The following is a 16,609-nucleotide window of genomic DNA, read 5'->3' on the forward strand; positions in this document are numbered from 1 at the left end:
CATTTTTTCTTAAAGATGAAACAAAATTTACCAATTAAGGTATAAACAGGTGTATATGCGTCGAGACTGGTCACTAGAGGTGATCAGGCTTATGAAACCAGAAGAACCAAAAAACAAAGTTTCTTTTCTGGATGAAAACAAAAACCAAAAAACAAAGAAAACTACTCAACTTTTAGACAAAAAATGGTTTTTTCCAGCGCTCTATATGACTGTTGCAGTATGTGTACTCGGTATGGCATGGTGGTATCAGTCTACAAAACAACAGGATGTAACTCGGACAAATAGTCCTGATGTTGATACTGTTTTGCCAGTAGAAGAAGTTCCATCTGAGAATCTAAAACAGATTTCCTTACCAGTGGCCAGTGACCCAACAGTTACCAAAACGATGGATTTTTACGATGCAAATGCTAGTGATAAAGCGAAAGAAAGCGCATTGGTCAAATATGCGGATACTTATTGGCCTCATACAGGAATTGATTTTGCTAGAAAAAATGGAAAATCATTTGATGTTGTTGCCAGCGCATCAGGAAAAGTGGTTAGAGTAGAAAAAAATCCTGTTCTTGGTCAATTAGTAGAGATCAAACATGAAAATGGTTTAACCACTATCTACCAAAGTTTGTCCAATGTAAAGGTTACGCTAAACCAATCAGTGGTGAAAGGGGATGTCATTGCGGAAGCAGGACAAAACCAATTTGAGAAAAACGAAGGTGTACATCTTCATTTCGAAGTTCGGAAGAATAACCAAGCTTTAAATCCAAATGAATATGTAAAATAAAAAAACGCCCTTATGATTAGGGCGTTTTTTTGTGGCTTCTTCATTCATCTTTTCATTAACTATCCTTTCTAGCTTGTACCAGCATAACCGGTTGTACGCTTCATATAATGTATCAAACAAGCAGAAAGGAGGAGAGGGGAGTTGCATGATTATATAAAAGAGAGAACCATAAAAATTGGTCAATATTTTGTAGAGACCAAAAGTACTGTACGAGTAATAGCAAAAGAATTTGGGGTTTCAAAAAGTACAGTGCATAAAGATTTAACAGAAAGACTTCCAGAAATAAATGCGGATCTGGCTAATGAAGTAAAAGAAATTTTAGAATATCATAAATCCATAAGACATCTACGTGGTGGAGAAGCTACCAAAATAAAATATAAGCGCAAAGCAGGCAGCAAAGATGTAGCGCGGATTCCTATATAAATAATTTTCACATTTCGGAAGGTCGGATGTATTCAAAATTTACATAATCGTCCCATCTCCGACCTTCTGATTATATGGTAAAATATATAATACAATATTCACTGGTGTTAGTAGACGAATCGAGGTATGCTTTGTTATATTTTTGTTAGGTGATTTCGATGGACAAGCTTATCGTAATTGGAGAGGTATGACACATGAGTCAATTAGAAGATAAAAAAGATACAAAAAACGACAAAGTCAATGTAGAACAAGATGACAATCGTTTGCCAGTTGGGGAATTAAAGTGGAGCAAGGAACAAGAGGATCAGGAAAAAGAAGAGCAAAAAGAAAGTAAAGAAAAAGCAATGGAAGTAAAAGAAGAAGAATCTACCCAGAAAGATAGTGTTCAGTCTGAAGTTTCAGCAACCTTATTGGAAGTAGAGAAAGAACAAGAAACAAACATTTCTTCACAAGAGGGGAAGGAGAAGAAAAAACAAGATCCACTCGCTGGAATTGAAGATACCCTTACTCCGATTGATTTTAAAACTTATGAATTCGATGCAGAACAATTAAAAGCAATTGAACAGGAATTAAATTCGTTAAATCCGCAAAAATTAGAAGAAGAATTAAACACCATTCACCATCAGCCCCCTGCAAAAGATTATGTTGAGTACGAGGAAGACGAAGAAGAGTATACAACAGATTCCAGATGGGTAAAACGTAGTATATGGATTTTAGGAGTCCCTGCACTTTTAGTTATTGTCTTATTTGTCAGCTTAATTATTGGTCACACGGTTGTAGGCGGTCAGCCGGTTAGTGATATATTTGATATGAATATGTGGATACATGTATACAATTTAATTTATGGATAAACAACCCCGTCTGTGTGAATTACCACAAAGACGGGATTCTTTGTGGTAGCTGGAGGGTCTTAGATGATAAACATACCAAATATCCTTACTATATTCCGCTTTTTCTTGGTCCCTGCCTATCTATTTATATATTTTTCTGATATACCTAGTAAATTATATTGGTCTGTTGCGATTATTTTGCTAGCAGGAATTACAGATGTGGTGGATGGATATATAGCGAGGCGTTATAATCTTGTAACCGAAATAGGCAGTCTTCTCGATCCTTTAGCAGACAAGTTAATGATCATTGCGGTATTTTTATCGCTTCTCATTACACATAAAATTACTTTATGGGCAGCATTTGCTGTCTTTTTGCGTGATATTTCCATGATTATCTACTCCACCCTGTTTCACTTAAAAGGTAAGAAAACAATCCCAGCAAATATTATGGGGAAACTCACAACAGTACTCTTCTATATTGCTTTGTTCACCCTACTCTTCTCCATAAATGGTGCACAAACATTTCTTTGGTATGTCATTGGATTATCTTATTTAACCACTCTTATTTATTTCGTTCTCATTCGTTCTGCTAATAAAAGAGTAACCTAGCTCGTCATCGCCTCATTCGTATGCTAAACTGTATCGAGTATAGTTGGCTAGCGAAAAGGAGTTGAAGAAACATGGAATGGGATATTAATAAGATTCAAGAAGTTATCCCTCATCGTTATCCATTTCTGTTGATTGACAGGATTATAGAAGTAGTTCCAGGCCAAAAAGCAGTTGGAATCAAAAACGTAACGATGAATGAATCTTTTTTTCAAGGACATTTTCCAGATTACCCAGTGATGCCTGGTGTGTTAATTGTAGAAGCTTTGGCACAAGTAGGAGCTTGTTCGATACTTATATTAGATGAGTACAAAGGGAAAATTGCGTTCTTTGCTGGTATTGATCGTGTCCGTTTTCGTGGACAAGTAAAGCCAGGAGATACGCTCCAACTTGAGGTTGAGATGACACGTTTACGTGGGAAAATGGGGAAAGGGAATGCTGTAGCCCGTGTTGGTGACAAAATAGTCGCTGACGGAGAAATCATGTTTGCTATCATGGATGGAGATAATGATAAATAATACTTCACTTGAATGTATTTCGTGAGGCACCGATTTCTGAGTAATTCTTGTAAGCAGGAAAACGAATGTGACTAGCTATGTTGAGACATTTGGTATTGTGCATAATTATAATTATGGCTCTTGTGACAATTGAAACAGACTCTTATTTCCCACGTATTACGTGGGATTTTAGTTGGCAAGAGCCTTGCAGTACATACGAAGATTAACAATAAAGTGTGTCTATTTAGGGTTGACTATATCAAAAACATTTCATTTGTGTTACAGTGATCGTAATGTTACTGTAATATTAAATGTTGCTTAAAGAGAGGGAGTAACATACCATGATCCGCTATGGAATAGTAGGTTGCGGTCATATCGCCAAAAAACATGTTGCGGCTATTGCAAATGTGGAAGGCGCGGTTTTGACTGCTGTATGTGATACCAATGAGGAAAGATTACAGGAATTTGTCACAGATAATGTCCAAGGTTTTTTGGATTTAAAAGACATGCTCTCCAGCAATCTAGTAGATGTTGTTTCCATTTGTACTCCAAGTGGGCTACATAAAGCACTAACTATCCAAGTTGCAGAAGCTAAAAAGCATGTTGTAGTGGAAAAGCCAATGGCACTTACCTTAGAAGATGCAGATGCGATGATGGAAGCTTGTGAAAGAAACAAGGTGAAAATGGCAGTTGTCCATCCAAATCGTTTCCGCCCGGCTATTATTGAGTTAAGGAAACAGTTGGACAAGGGTTCATTTGGTAAAGTTGGTCATGCAAATGCGACAGTGCGTTGGAATCGCAACCAAGCATATTACGATCAGGCACCATGGCGAGGAACCAAAGCGATGGATGGTGGAGTCTTGATGAACCAAGCGATCCATAACATGGATCTGATGCTATGGATGATGGGAGAAATCGAAGAAGTTAGTTCCTACAATGCTACGCGTTTACGCGATATCGAAGCAGAAGATACTTCTTTATCTGTGATTCGTTTTAAAAACGGGGCATTGGGAGTTTTAGAAGCAGCAGTTACCATCTATCCAAAAAACCTAGAAGAATCTCTATCTATTTTTGGAGAAACGGGTACTGCAATAATTGGCGGACCGAATGCAAACTGGATAAAGACTTGGAATTTTGAAGGCTTAAGTGAAGAAGAAAAACAGAACACGATTGAAAAAATAGATCAAGATCCATTTGGTATTCCTGGACATGAATGTATTATCCAAGATATGACCAATGCAATCGCTCAAGATTATATTCCAGTTGTTTCCGGTAAAGAAGGAAGAGAAGCTTTGGCGTTTGTAATTGCATGCCAACAAGCTGCTGAAACAGGTCAACCTGTACGCATGGATCAGTTGTTAAAATCTCGAGAAGGAGCTATCAAATAATGAATAAAATTCCTTTGTTAGATCTCACCAAACAATATGAAGGTATTCGTGAGGAAGTTCGTGATGCAATTGATCGTGTCTTGGAAAGCGGACATTATATTTTAGGTCCAGAAACAAAAGCATTCGAAGCAGAAGTAGCTGAATATTGCGGCGTAAAACATGCTATTGGTGTAGGAAACGGTACAGATGCTCTGCAACTTGTTTTAGATGCTGCCGGGGTTAAAGAAGGAGACGAAGTGATCACCACTCCTTTTACTTTCTTTGCATCTGCTGAAGTAGTTTCCCAATTGAAAGCTACTCCTGTATTCGTAGATATTGATCCCAAAACGTACAATCTTGATGTGGAGCAATTGAAAAAAGCCATTACTCCAAAAACAAAAGCGATCATTCCTGTGCATATTTTTGGCCAACCAGCTGATATGGATGCTATTATGGAACTCGCTGAACAACACAACATTTTTGTTTTAGAAGATGCAGCACAAGCAATTGGTTCAGAGTATAAAGGGAAAAGAATTGGATCATGGGGACATGCTGCTACATTTTCCTTTTTCCCAACAAAAAACCTCGGTGGTTATGGTGATGGTGGAATGATCGTTACCAACGATGATGAATTGGCTGCAAAACTTCGTATTTTGCGTGTGCATGGAAGCAGTCCAAAATATTACCACAGCATGATTGGTTACAACAGTCGTTTGGATGAAATTCAAGCTGCTGCATTACGGATCAAATTACGTCGCTTAGATGAATGGAACAATGCGCGTGCTGAAAATGCTGCGTACTACAATAAAAAATTAGCGGAACTACCAGTGGTAACCCCATATCATGCTGAAGATCGTAAACATATTTACCATTTGTATAATGTACAGACAGAAGACCGTGAAGGATTAATGGCTCATCTGAAGGAAAATGGTATCGCTTCCGGTATTTATTATCCTCTGCCACTACATCTACAAGAAGTCTATAAAGGGCTTGGCTACAAAGAGGGGGATTTACCAAACGCAGAGACCATTTCCAAAAAAATATTTGCTCTGCCACTCTATCCAGAGCTAAGTAGAGAGACGATTGATCATATTGTTCAGGTTGTGAGAAACTACTTTGAGTAAAGGGGATGAACGCTCGTGAACAGTTTGCTCGAAAAAATTGAATCGAAACAAGCAGTAATCGGGGTAGTAGGATTAGGTTATGTAGGCTTGCCTCTTGCAGTAGAAAAAGCAAAAGCTGGTTATAAAGTAATCGGTTTTGACGTGCAACAAAAGCGCGTTGATATGGTGAACAATGGTGTAAACTATATCGGTGATGTCGTAGATGATGAACTGAAGCAAATTATTCGTTCCAGTCAATTAACGGCTACCGTTGATTATTCTAGAATCCAAGAGGTAGACGCCGTTGCGATCTGTGTACCTACTCCTTTGGATAAGTACCAGCAACCAGATACTACCTATGTGGAGGCATCTGGTAAAGAGATTGCAAAATATCTTCATCCAAACATGTTGGTTGTATTGGAAAGTACTACTTATCCTGGTACGACAGAAGAAGTGTTACAACCGATCTTGGAAGAAACAGGTTTAAAAGTTGGAAAAGACTTTTATCTTGCCTACTCTCCAGAGCGTGTAGACCCAGGAAATAAAACCTTTAATACAAAAAACACCCCAAAAGTAGTAGGTGGTGTTTCCCCTACTTGTACCAAAATCGCTGCTGCTATGTATCGCGGCGTTTTAGAAGGCGATGTGCATGAAGTCTCTAGCCCAAAAGTAGCGGAAATGGAAAAGATTTTGGAAAATACATTTCGTAACATCAACATTGGTCTTGCAAACGAAATGGCTATTCTTTGTAATAAAATGGGCATTGATTTATGGGAAGTTATCGAGGCTGCAAAAACAAAACCTTATGGATTTATGGCCTTTTATCCAGGTCCAGGGCTAGGTGGGCACTGTATTCCCATTGATCCCTTCTACCTTACTTGGAAAGCACGGGAATACAATTACCACACTCGTTTGATCGAAGTGGCTGGTGAGATCAATAATGAAATGCCGAATTTCGTAGTGGATCGTACGATGAAAATCTTGAACCGCTATCAAAAGTCACTCTCAGGAGCAAAAGTGTTAGTACTCGGTGTTGCTTACAAGAAAGATATCGATGACTATCGCGAATCACCTGTAATGGAAATCATCAAGCTGCTTGAGAATTACCAATCTGATTTTGATTTAGTGGACCCGCATATTCCTTCATTCCGACTAGATGGAAAGGTTTATGAGACAGTCGAACTGACTGAGGAGAAACTAAAAGAAGCAGATTTGGTATTGATCACGACAGATCATACTGCGTTTGATTATCAACAAATTGCTGATGCTTCTACTGCTATTTTTGATACACGAAATGCACTAAAAGATATCAAAAACATCAACGCGTACTACGAAAAATTATAAAGTAGGTGTCGCATGAAACATTATATTCATGACACAGCAAAATTGGGACAAAACGTAACAATCGGCTACTTTTCTGTGATCGAAGAAGGAGCAGTGATTGGGGATAATGTTACCATTGGAAACAATGTCACCATTCATGCTGATACGGTTGTCAAGGATCATGTGTTTATTTCTGATAATTGTGTAGTAGGTCGTTGGCCAAGACCAGCTAAAGCTTCTACCGTAAAAGTTGATACAAGCCTGCCTGCGCTTGAAATTGGTGAAGGAACCACATTAGGGGCAAATACAGTGCTTTATCGAGGCAGTAAACTCGGTCGCGAAGTGATGGTGGGAGACCAAGCATCCATTCGAGAGAAAGTTTCCATTGGTGATTCAGTTGTGGTTGGACGAGGAGTAGCAGTAGAAAACCAAGTAGAAATTGGGTCCTATACCAAAATCCAAACCAATGCCTATATTACCGCTTATACTACCATCGAAGAACGAGTATTTATTGCTCCAACTGTTACGACAACCAACGATAACTTTATGGGTCGTACAAAGGAGCGATTTAAATTGGTTAGTGGGCCACATATCAAGAAAGGTGCCCGAGTCGGAGGAGCTTCTATTTTATTGCCTGGTGTTACTGTTGCAGAAGAGAGTTTTATTGCAGCAGGTGCGTTGGTTAACAAAGATACTGAAGTAGCAAAAGTATATGTGGGTGTTCCTGCTCGTACCTTGCGTGATGTGCCAGCCAAAGAAAAACTGGAAAACCAAGAGTAATCTCAATGGGGAACAAGGCAAAAAACTTGTTCCCATTTTTATAGGAGAGGAGTTAGGGAGATGAAGGTTCTTGTAACTGGTGGAGCTGGTTTTATCGGTTCACATATTGTGGATCAATTGCTGGAAACAGGTCATAAAGTGGTCATCATTGATAACATGTCTTCCGGTAAAGAGACAAACCTAAATCAAAAAGCAGCATTTTACCGTATCGATATGGAAGATGCTAAGATTCAAGAAGTTTTTCAACGTGAAAAACCGGAAGTAGTTATTCATCAGGCAGCACAAACTGTTGTGCAGACATCAGTCCGTCAGCCAGTCTATGATGCGCATATGAATATTCTCGGTACGATTAATCTTCTTGAGGCTGCACGTTTGCATGGTACCAAAAAGTTTGTTTATGCATCTTCGGCAGCAGTCTACGGAGATCCACAGTATGTCCCTATTGATGAAAGACATCCTGTAGGCCCGCTTTCTGGATATGGGATATCCAAATACACACCGGAACAGTATTTACGGGTGTATCAGCAAATGTATGAGATGGAATTTACCATCTTACGTTATGCAAATGTGTATGGTATTCGTCAAGATCCTCAAGGTGAAGGCGGAGTCATTTCTATTTTTATCGATAAAGTGCTGGCGGAAAGCCCTTTTACGATCTTTGGAGATGGAGAGCAAACGAGAGACTATATTTATGTAGAAGATGTCGCCAGAGCCAATCTGGCAGCGCTGATAGCTGGTAATAACGAAGTGTTTAATATTGGGACAGGTGTACATACTACTTTGAATCAATTGGCGGAAAAACTACAGGAAGTCAGTGGGAAGTCCCAAGAAACCAATTATGAAAAAGAGCGACTTGGAGATATTAAGCATAGTTATTTCACTGTAAATAAGGCAAAAAACAGTTTGCATTGGACTCCAAAAGTATCATTGGATGAGGGATTGCGTAAGACTTACCAATATTATTCACTTCAAAATTCTACTAAAATATTGTAACATTTAACCTCTTGTACTTTCATTACAACTACTTTATACTAAGTTACAGGTCATGAAATATTCCTGTAACATAAATGTTACTTTCGTAATGAAACCAAACAAATTTGGATATAGATATATAAGTAGGAGTGGTGAAGAGATGCGTTCCAAAGTAATGGCAGAAAACCAGACACAATTGTATTTTGGGGATACAGGTATGAGTGGGGTTATGTATCCTGCGATAAAACGTACTTTTGAAATATTATTCTCCCTTTTATTACTGGTTGTCACATTGCCGGTGCTTCTCGTCACTGCGGTTGCGATTAAACTGGAGTCACCTGGTTCTATCTTTTATAAACAAGAACGAGTTGGCAAAAACGGAAAACTATTTAATGTATGGAAATTAAGATCGATGCGCAGTGACGCTGAGAAAAATGGACCACAATGGGCTTCAAAAAATGATGCACGTGTTACTCAAGTAGGAAATTTTATTCGTAAAACGCGGATTGACGAGTTGCCACAAATATTCAATGTTTTAAATGGTGAAATGAGTTTAATTGGTCCACGTCCCGAACGTCCAATGTTTACCGAGCAATTTGACAAAGAAATTCCTGGATTTAAAAATCGTTTGTTGGTTAAACCAGGTCTTACTGGTTGGGCTCAAGTCAATGGTGGTTATGAAATGACCCCAGCGGAGAAATTGGACTTGGATATGTACTACATCCAAAAACAATCTTTTAAATTAGATACAAAAATCTTCTTCCGTACCATTAAAGTTGTATTTACTGGAGATGGAGCAAGATAAAAAAAGATGGAGCAGATGCTCCATTTTTTTAAAATGTTATATATACATAATATTATGAATTATTCACTTATAAATATCACCCGATTGTTTACTGCAAATTCTGCATTCACTTCAAACAAAGCTCGGAAAGTACCGATTCGGAGTCGATATGTTTTTTTGTAACCTTTCAAGGGCTTAATATCACAATCCACAGAAGGGAAATTTCGTAATTTATCAAGCTCTTGAAGTATTCTTTGTCTCATTTGTTCATTTTGTTTTAGGATGAATTTCTTTGCTTCTTTTTTGATAATTAATTCATACACTAATCTTTCGTTTCGTCCTTCTTGCATTCTTTCATAAGCTCCTCCCATGCCACATACTCTTCTGGACTGTTCATTTGACGAGTTTCTTCATCTGATAAGGGAATATCTTCCGGTTCTAATTGATCGATCATGTTCCAATAAGCTTTTACTTCATTTATTGTTGGTTGTTTGCGTTTAGACCAAGGGCGAAGGAATTTATATAAACTTTCTTTTTCTTTCTCATCCAATTTGTCAATTAGCTCATATAGTTCTTCGTTTGTAACGCCCATTCTCATCCCTCCTGTATCTAAATTGTACCTACATTGTATTCCCTTTTTTTCTTGTTGCAATAGGCCTGTTATTTCAACAGAATACAAAAACCGAGTATCTTTAAAGGATTCCCGGTTTTTGATTCATTCTATATAAGTGTCCTGATTTTTTTACACAGGGTCTAAAAAATGCTTTTTAGCGCCAAGTAGATAAGACCCCACATCGGAATACTGAGTAACACTGCATTCATAACTCCCAACCAGAAAAACTTACCTACCACTGTGTATTGCATCAAAGACACCTCCGTTTTGATCTGATGTCTTTATTATATTCAAAATGTGTGAGGTTTAAAGGATTTGGGGGGAAATGTAAATGAACTGTAATGTTGGGGTAATATCAGATGTCATTATTACAATTTGGCTTATATTATTTCAGAATAATGTTTGATTTGAAATAAAAATGTTCCCCGTGGTTACCATAGCGCAGGGGACAGATATTTTCTAGTATTGGTAATCCGAGTAATCTGTTGTTCTATTTTTATGTAGTTAAAAATGATTTAGCATTTACAAACATTTTGGTTGATCACTTGAAATCGGAATAGGTTTCTATGCTTATTCTTTATATTTCCATGTTGATTTTTATATTTTTATCCATTATAATAAAGTTAACTTGATATGTAGTTCTCTTATCCAGAGAGGTGGAGGGACAGGCCCTATGATACCTCGGCAACCATCCGTTAAGGAAAGGTGCCAATTCCTACAGAATTTTAGTTCTGGCAGATGAGAGAAGGCGATATGATAATATATCCCTTTTTGCATCTATGCGGAAAGGGATTTTTATTATTTTAGGAGGTGCTTTGAAATTGAGTTTCATCCAGTTGCAAAACGTCTCCAAACGATATGCTGAAGTAACAGCACTTGATCGTGTGTCTGTAGAAGTACAGACAGGAGAAATGCTTGGGATTATTGGTCATAGCGGAGCAGGTAAAAGTACTTTGCTGCGAATGATAAATGGATTAGAACAACCAACTGAAGGCGATGTTTTGATAAAGGGGAAAAATATCGCGGATCTGAACAAGTTGGAATTACGTCAGCTTCGCAGTAAGATCGGAATGATTTTCCAGCATTTTAATTTGTTATCATCTCGAACAGTATTTCAAAATGTCGCGTTCCCAATGCAAATTGTGGGCAAGAAGAAGTCTGAAATCAAGGTTCGTGTAGAAGAATTGTTAGAACGTGTCGGACTTACAGACAAGAAAAATGCTTATCCCTCACAATTAAGTGGTGGGCAGAAGCAACGTGTGGGAATTGCTAGAGCACTCGCAAATCATCCAGAGATCGTACTTTGTGATGAGGCCACCTCTGCACTCGATCCTGCGACAACAGACTCCATCTTACAATTAATTCAAGAAATTAATCAGGAGACAGGTATTACGTTTGTATTTATTACACACGAAATGTCTGTTGTTGAAAAAGTTTGCAGTCAAGTTGCAGTCCTTGAGGCTGGCCGCATTGTGGAAACAGGAAAAGTAGCGGATGTCTTCTCCAACCCTGAGCACACGGTAACTAAATCTTTTTTGGGTCTAACACCTAAGAAAGGGGGGAATCGAAATGTCTCCTAGTCTGGATTGGAACCTCATTATTCAAGGAGCACAGGAAACATTGTGGATGGTTGCGATTTCTACTTTTTTTGCAGCATTGATCGGTGTACCTTTGGGTGTTTTATTAGTAGTTACAGATCGAGGTCAGTTTTGGGAACAAACATGGTTACAAAAGGTTTTAGGCTTTATTGTAAATATTTTTCGTGCTGTACCCTTTATCGTCTTGATCTTATTTTTATTTCCAGTTACGAAATGGATTTTAGGTACATCACTTGGAACAACGGCAGCGACCATTCCGTTGATTGCTGGTGCGGCACCATTTTTTGCTCGAATGGTGGAGACTGCTATCCGGGAAATTGATCGTGGGGTAGTAGAAGCAGCAGAAGCAATGGGTGCAGGTCCTTTCACGATTATATTGCGTGTGTTCCTGCCAGAAGCAATGCCGGCGATCATCTCGGGTTTGACCGTTTCATGTGTTAGTTTAATCAGTTATTCTGCAATGGCTGGGATGGTTGGAGGAGGAGGTCTCGGTGACCTTGCACTTCGCTACGGATTTCAGATGTTTGATGAAAAAATGATGTTTGCTTGTGGAATACTACTTGTTGTAATGGTGCAATTGGTTCAATGGATTGGAGATTTTATTTCCCGTCGATTAGATAAACGAAACTTACAATCATAGAGGTGTATAGGAATGAAAAAGTGGCTATTATTGAGTTTTTCTCTTATTCTTGCAGTAATCGTGTCTGCTTGTGGAAACACAGATACTAGTAAAAGTACTGGATTACAAACATTGACAGTAGGAGCAACACAGGTTCCTCATGCGGAAATTTTAAATTATGTAAAACCAATTTTGAAAAAACAAGGTGTTGATCTTCAAGTAAAGGTCTTTCAAGATTATGTATTACCAAACCGTGCTGTAGAAGAAGGCCAAATTGATGCTAACTATTTTCAACACATTCCTTGGATGGAAACAACAAATAAAGAAAACGGATTTCATTTGGTAAAAGTAGTTGGTGTTCACATTGAACCAATGGGTGCTTACTCTCAAAAGATCAAAAATAAATCTGAAATAAAAAATGGAGCTACTATCGCTGTTCCTAATGCTACATCAGAAATCACCCGTTCTTTGCTATTACTCGATGCAAATGGTGTGATCAAGCTGGACAATCGAAATGGTGAAAAAACGGTTAAAAATATTGTTGCTAATCCAAAAAATGTTCAAATCAAGCCTCTTGAAGCAGCTATGTTACCAAGGGTTTTAGATCAAGTTGACCTTGCGATCATCAACACCAACTATGCACTTCAAGCAAAACTAAATCCTACAAAAGATGCAATTTTTATTGAGGATTCTAAGTCGCCATATGTGAATGTGCTTGCAACCAAGAAAGGGAAAGAGAATGACCCTCGTATTCAAAAGCTAGCGAAAGTGTTGAACTCTCCTGAAGTGAAAAAGTTTATAGAAGATAAATATAAAGGTGCAGTAGTACCTGCATTTTAAAACTATATTTCCCATTGGAGTAAATTCTACGGAATTTACTCTTTTTTAGTAAAGAAAAATATAAATATTTATATTATAATGAAAACGTCCTGTACAAAACTCACTTAGGAGTTATTGTGACTCAACCCAAAATCTCAAAAAGACTAGTTGACCTGGCTGTTGAAATCAGCCGTCAGATGTACGCTCATCCATGCCCTTCTTTTCAAGAGGCAAGGTGGACGCTTCCTTACTTGGAAGACAAGCTTCGAGAGCATGGTGTGGATTACGAGCAAATCCCTGTGGAGCAGGACAGGACGTACGGCCTGCGCGTAAAGATTGTCGGACAGAAAAATGGTGGTAACGGACCGGTTATCTTGCTTCGGGGAGACATGGATGCTCTATCGGGCCAACCGCATCCGGATGCAGGGGTACACGAACAGTTCAACGACTCATTCCATGGTTGTGGGCATCATGTCCATACTGCTCAAGTATTTGCCATCATGCTCTGGTTTCATGAAAACAAAGATAAATTCAATGGAACCCTCATCGTGATGTTCCAGCCTGCAGAAGAAACACCACCAGGTGGTTGTAAGGACATGCTGAAATTCATGACCGAACAACTTGGTGATGTCTATGATGCAGCAGTGATGTATCACGTCACACCAGATTTCCTCGCCGGTCAGTTTGGCTTGCGCAAGGGTGCCATAACCGCCAGTTATGACACATTCTCTATTCGTGTCATTGGAAAGGGCGGGCACTCTGGTCATCCGGATAAGGCAAAAAATCCACTTCCGATTGCGGCAAGGTTGCTTGTCCTTTTGGACGAAGTTTTGCATGATGGGCTTGAGGAGCATTGGTCTCTTAAACACCCAGAGCTTTATGACTGGGCACATTCACTTGGACTGACGGCCTCTTCTTCTTGCTCGGAGCTCACCAAGGTTCTGTGTGGGGAAGTAGATCCGCTGAATCCGAATAACGATAGTGCTGTCAATGTGATCTCTGGCGAAGCAATCCTCAATGGAAGCATTCGCTGTCATAATCCAGCGATTCGTCAGCTCATCAAGCAGATGCTCAGGGAATTTTCTGAGAAGTTTATCTCCTGCTATCCTGATTATCAGGTGGAGGTAAACATAGTAGATGGCTACCCTGCTGTCATCTGTGATGCCACGCTCGTGGATGAGTTTTCCGCAATCGTGGCAAGTCACTTCGGCGAGCATGTCCTGAATGAAGCTCCAAGGTCAAATGGGGGAGAAGATTTTGGATATGCGACACTATATTGCCCTACGCTGATCGTTAGGGAAGGCGTTGCATTCCCGGATCGGGAAAACAGCAGCCTTCACAGTCGAGATTTCCGGGTAAACGAAGAAGCAATCCAGGGAGCAATTAAAGCAATGGTTCTCTTCTTGCTCTACAAGCTGAACAAGTAAACCTGTACGAAAATAAAATAGATAATAGAATATAAAAATGAAAGCGTCCCTAAGACTCCTTGTTTTGGGGACGCAGCAATTTTCTGATAAAATTCAAAAGAAGATAGTTAGAATTCAGTTTTGAGGTCAGTTATTTTTTCCTTTTACTATTATATGTAACCAAAATATTTTTGCTTTTATTTATTCTTCATACCCAATCTCAGCGATTGTTTTTCGTAGATCATCTGTGTGTTCAGCGGAAAATCTTTTTTCTTTACCAACAAAAAAAGAGATTTCACAACCAGATACTTCACTTGCTTTGGACATCAATTCATATCCTTCCTTCGAAAAAACAAGTCCGTTCATTATTTCTTCTGATTCGAAGTGAGTTTCCATAATGATATCAAGTCCTTTGACGTCTTGGTCAATATCGGGGCTCACATCAAATACTCTTGTAATATCCGTACATAGAACTCCAGGGATTTGGTGAATAGTTGGAAAGATGGTCTCGATATAAAATTTGAGAAGAGCATCCACATTTTCTATTTTTTTAAACATCGTAATCGTTTTGATCATAATTTTTTATCCTTTCTCAAATTGTTCACTGTGGTTAGTGTCCTTTTTTAGATTTGAATAATATTTAGAAAGCTCATTATGTTAAGTTTGGTGGAATGTGGGTGAAATGGATAACATGTTAATTTTTAATTCTACTTATTTAGAATAGATTTAATTATTATAATATGAAATAATCAATATTGCATCCATATAATATTTATTGTACATTATTTTCCCACTACATAAGCATAATAATAGTAATAGTGGTAATTTTCATTTATTTTCTTTCTGTAATAGAATAGAATATTAGATAGATTGAATTTTACTTCTGGAGGAGATCAATTGAACCATTCTGTTTCTAATCCTTTCCCTTGGTATAAAAAAATGTCTGCGGAAAATCCAGTCTTTTATGACAAGGATTATATGCACTATTTCGGCTCAAAAGGAACTTGGCATGTATTTCGCTATAATGATGTGCAGACAGTACTTTATGATTGGGAAAACTTTTCATCAGAATATGTTCCAAAAGTGGACAATACTTTATCAGCTGCCATTCAAGTGTCGGACCCGCCACGTCATAAACAACTTCGGTTACTCGTATCTAAAGCATTTACACCTAAAGTAATTGAGGATATGAAACCTTGGATCCGAGAAATAACGCAGGAATTATTGGATAAAGTAGCAGATAAAGGAGAAATGGATGTTACAGCTGATCTAGCTATTCCAGTACCTATAAAAGTAATTGCTAAAATGCTTGGTGTTCCGTATGAGGATCAAGACAAATTCAAATTTTGGTCCACTATCATCGTGAAAAACCCTACAGAAGTAGAAGGTGGAGTCACTGGTTACTTCCAAGCTCAGCAAGAAATGGCTCAATATTTTATGAATTTATTTGGAGAGAGATTAAAAGAACCAAAAGACGATCTAATTTCTCATTTACAACGAGTTGATTTAGAAGGAGAAAAACTATCTGAACAAGACCTTCTTGCATTTTGTATTACCCTATTAGTAGCTGGGAATGAAACAACAACTAATTTAATCAGTGCTGCTCTATATACTTTTATCGAGAATCCAGAATTTCAAGAGTATCTTTACCAATATCCTGAAGATATCCCAACAGCAATTGAGGAATTATTACGATATCGAGCTCCTGTACAATACATCAATCGAATTGCTACAAAGGATATTGAATTAGGTGGTCAAACCATAAAAAAAGGTGACCTCATCAATGCTTGGATGGGATCAGCAAATAGAGATGCATCTGTATTTAAAAATCCAGATACTTTTGATTTAAACAGAACGAATTTAAAGCATACAAGCTTTGGTCACGGTATTCATTTTTGTTTAGGTGCACCATTAGCAAGATTAGAAGCGAAAATTGTTTTGGAATTACTATTTGCCCAGTTTAAACAATTGGAATTGAAGGATGCTGGCAAGGAACCAGAGATGAATGAAATAAATCTTATGTTTTCCATCAAATCACTACCAATTGTATTCAAAAAGCGTGAATCTTAATTTTTCATGCAGTTAGCTTGTATA

General features: G+C 38.2%; 18 protein-coding genes, 1 pseudogene and 1 riboswitch. Of the genes and pseudogenes, 16 read left to right on the plus strand and 3 right to left on the minus strand.

Translation table 11 applies throughout. The annotated features are described in order from the left end of the window. The first annotated feature begins 91 nt into the window (after positions 1-91). The 11 genes from AC5WOE_RS11145 to AC5WOE_RS11195 all read left to right on the plus strand — a co-directional run bounded on the left by AC5WOE_RS11145 (position 92) and on the right by AC5WOE_RS11195 (position 9,481). A complete protein-coding gene (locus AC5WOE_RS11145) occupies positions 92-775 on the plus strand; it encodes a peptidoglycan DD-metalloendopeptidase family protein (RefSeq protein WP_496052609.1) in 684 nt (227 codons plus the stop codon). 141 nt (positions 776-916) lie between these two features. Further along, positions 917-1,198 (plus strand): sporulation transcriptional regulator SpoIIID, encoded by a 282-nt coding sequence (gene spoIIID, locus AC5WOE_RS11150; protein WP_496050265.1) that lies wholly within the window; start codon positions 917-919, stop codon positions 1,196-1,198. A 194-nt stretch (positions 1,199-1,392) separates the two neighbouring features. After that, the gene (locus tag AC5WOE_RS11155) at positions 1,393-2,049 is read left to right on the plus strand and encodes a DNA-directed RNA polymerase subunit beta (protein ID WP_496052610.1); all 657 of its coding nucleotides are present in this window, start codon (positions 1,393-1,395) and stop codon (positions 2,047-2,049) included. A gap of 63 nt (positions 2,050-2,112) precedes the next feature. Then, complete coding sequence (gene pgsA, locus AC5WOE_RS11160; RefSeq protein WP_496050267.1) at positions 2,113-2,637, plus strand: CDP-diacylglycerol--glycerol-3-phosphate 3-phosphatidyltransferase; 525 nt, start codon at positions 2,113-2,115, stop codon at positions 2,635-2,637. 71 nt (positions 2,638-2,708) lie between these two features. Beyond that, entirely contained in the window at positions 2,709-3,152 is a 444-nt protein-coding gene (gene fabZ / locus AC5WOE_RS11165; protein WP_496050268.1) for a 3-hydroxyacyl-ACP dehydratase FabZ, read from the plus strand. Between the two features lie 320 nt (positions 3,153-3,472). Further along, positions 3,473-4,519: a Gfo/Idh/MocA family protein gene (locus AC5WOE_RS11170; protein WP_496052611.1), complete on the plus strand. Its 1,047-nt coding sequence runs from the start codon at positions 3,473-3,475 to the stop codon at positions 4,517-4,519. Beyond that, positions 4,519-5,622, plus strand: coding sequence for a DegT/DnrJ/EryC1/StrS family aminotransferase (locus AC5WOE_RS11175; RefSeq protein WP_496050270.1), 1,104 nt, complete (start codon positions 4,519-4,521; stop codon positions 5,620-5,622). The genes AC5WOE_RS11170 and AC5WOE_RS11175 overlap by 1 nt, the downstream gene beginning before the upstream one ends. Positions 5,623-5,637: 15 nt before the next feature. Next, entirely contained in the window at positions 5,638-6,945 is a 1,308-nt protein-coding gene (locus tag AC5WOE_RS11180; protein WP_496050271.1) for a nucleotide sugar dehydrogenase, read from the plus strand. A gap of 12 nt (positions 6,946-6,957) precedes the next feature. Further along, on the plus strand, positions 6,958-7,704 hold the full coding sequence (locus AC5WOE_RS11185; RefSeq protein WP_496050272.1) for an acyltransferase: 747 nt from the start codon (positions 6,958-6,960) through the stop codon (positions 7,702-7,704). A 60-nt stretch (positions 7,705-7,764) separates the two neighbouring features. After that, complete coding sequence (locus tag AC5WOE_RS11190) at positions 7,765-8,697, plus strand: SDR family oxidoreductase (protein WP_496052612.1); 933 nt, start codon at positions 7,765-7,767, stop codon at positions 8,695-8,697. An 88-nt stretch (positions 8,698-8,785) separates the two neighbouring features. After that, on the plus strand, positions 8,786-9,481 hold the full coding sequence (locus AC5WOE_RS11195; RefSeq protein WP_496050274.1) for an exopolysaccharide biosynthesis polyprenyl glycosylphosphotransferase: 696 nt from the start codon (positions 8,786-8,788) through the stop codon (positions 9,479-9,481). 59 nt (positions 9,482-9,540) lie between these two features. Here AC5WOE_RS11195 and AC5WOE_RS11200 read toward each other — a convergent pair whose 3' ends face one another. Together AC5WOE_RS11200 and AC5WOE_RS11205 are read right to left on the minus strand one after the other, a co-directional pair. Then, the gene (locus tag AC5WOE_RS11200; RefSeq protein ID WP_496052613.1) at positions 9,541-9,810 is read right to left on the minus strand and encodes a type II toxin-antitoxin system RelE family toxin; all 270 of its coding nucleotides are present in this window, start codon (positions 9,808-9,810) and stop codon (positions 9,541-9,543) included. Beyond that, complete coding sequence (locus AC5WOE_RS11205) at positions 9,783-10,052, minus strand: hypothetical protein (RefSeq protein ID WP_496050276.1); 270 nt, start codon at positions 10,050-10,052, stop codon at positions 9,783-9,785. The genes AC5WOE_RS11200 and AC5WOE_RS11205 overlap by 28 nt, the downstream gene beginning before the upstream one ends. Positions 10,053-10,714: 662 nt before the next feature. Next, positions 10,715-10,818, plus strand: a riboswitch (SAM riboswitch). 34 nt (positions 10,819-10,852) lie between these two features. Between AC5WOE_RS11205 and AC5WOE_RS11210 the strand changes: the two are divergent. The 4 genes and pseudogenes from AC5WOE_RS11210 to AC5WOE_RS11225 all read left to right on the plus strand — a co-directional run. Further along, positions 10,853-11,611, plus strand: a pseudogene (locus AC5WOE_RS11210) (methionine ABC transporter ATP-binding protein); the annotation flags it as partial. Positions 11,612-11,642: 31 nt separating this feature from the next. Beyond that, positions 11,643-12,311 carry a methionine ABC transporter permease gene (locus AC5WOE_RS11215; RefSeq protein WP_496052614.1) on the plus strand — a complete coding sequence of 223 codons (669 nt, stop codon included), beginning with the start codon at positions 11,643-11,645 and terminating at the stop codon, positions 12,309-12,311. A gap of 12 nt (positions 12,312-12,323) precedes the next feature. Then, entirely contained in the window at positions 12,324-13,130 is an 807-nt protein-coding gene (locus AC5WOE_RS11220) for a MetQ/NlpA family ABC transporter substrate-binding protein (protein WP_496050278.1), read from the plus strand. A 116-nt stretch (positions 13,131-13,246) separates the two neighbouring features. Then, entirely contained in the window at positions 13,247-14,536 is a 1,290-nt protein-coding gene (locus AC5WOE_RS11225; RefSeq protein ID WP_496052615.1) for a M20 metallopeptidase family protein, read from the plus strand. A 180-nt stretch (positions 14,537-14,716) separates the two neighbouring features. Here the strand turns inward: AC5WOE_RS11225 and AC5WOE_RS11230 are convergent, their stop codons facing one another. Further along, positions 14,717-15,091, minus strand: coding sequence for a hypothetical protein (locus tag AC5WOE_RS11230; RefSeq protein WP_496050280.1), 375 nt, complete (start codon positions 15,089-15,091; stop codon positions 14,717-14,719). 321 nt (positions 15,092-15,412) lie between these two features. Here AC5WOE_RS11230 and AC5WOE_RS11235 point away from each other — a divergent pair, with 321 nt between their 5' ends. After that, positions 15,413-16,585, plus strand: coding sequence for a cytochrome P450 (locus AC5WOE_RS11235; RefSeq protein ID WP_496052616.1), 1,173 nt, complete (start codon positions 15,413-15,415; stop codon positions 16,583-16,585). Positions 16,586-16,609 lie beyond the last annotated feature (24 nt).

It is taken from the genome of Shimazuella sp. NTD248 (assembly GCF_059510395.1).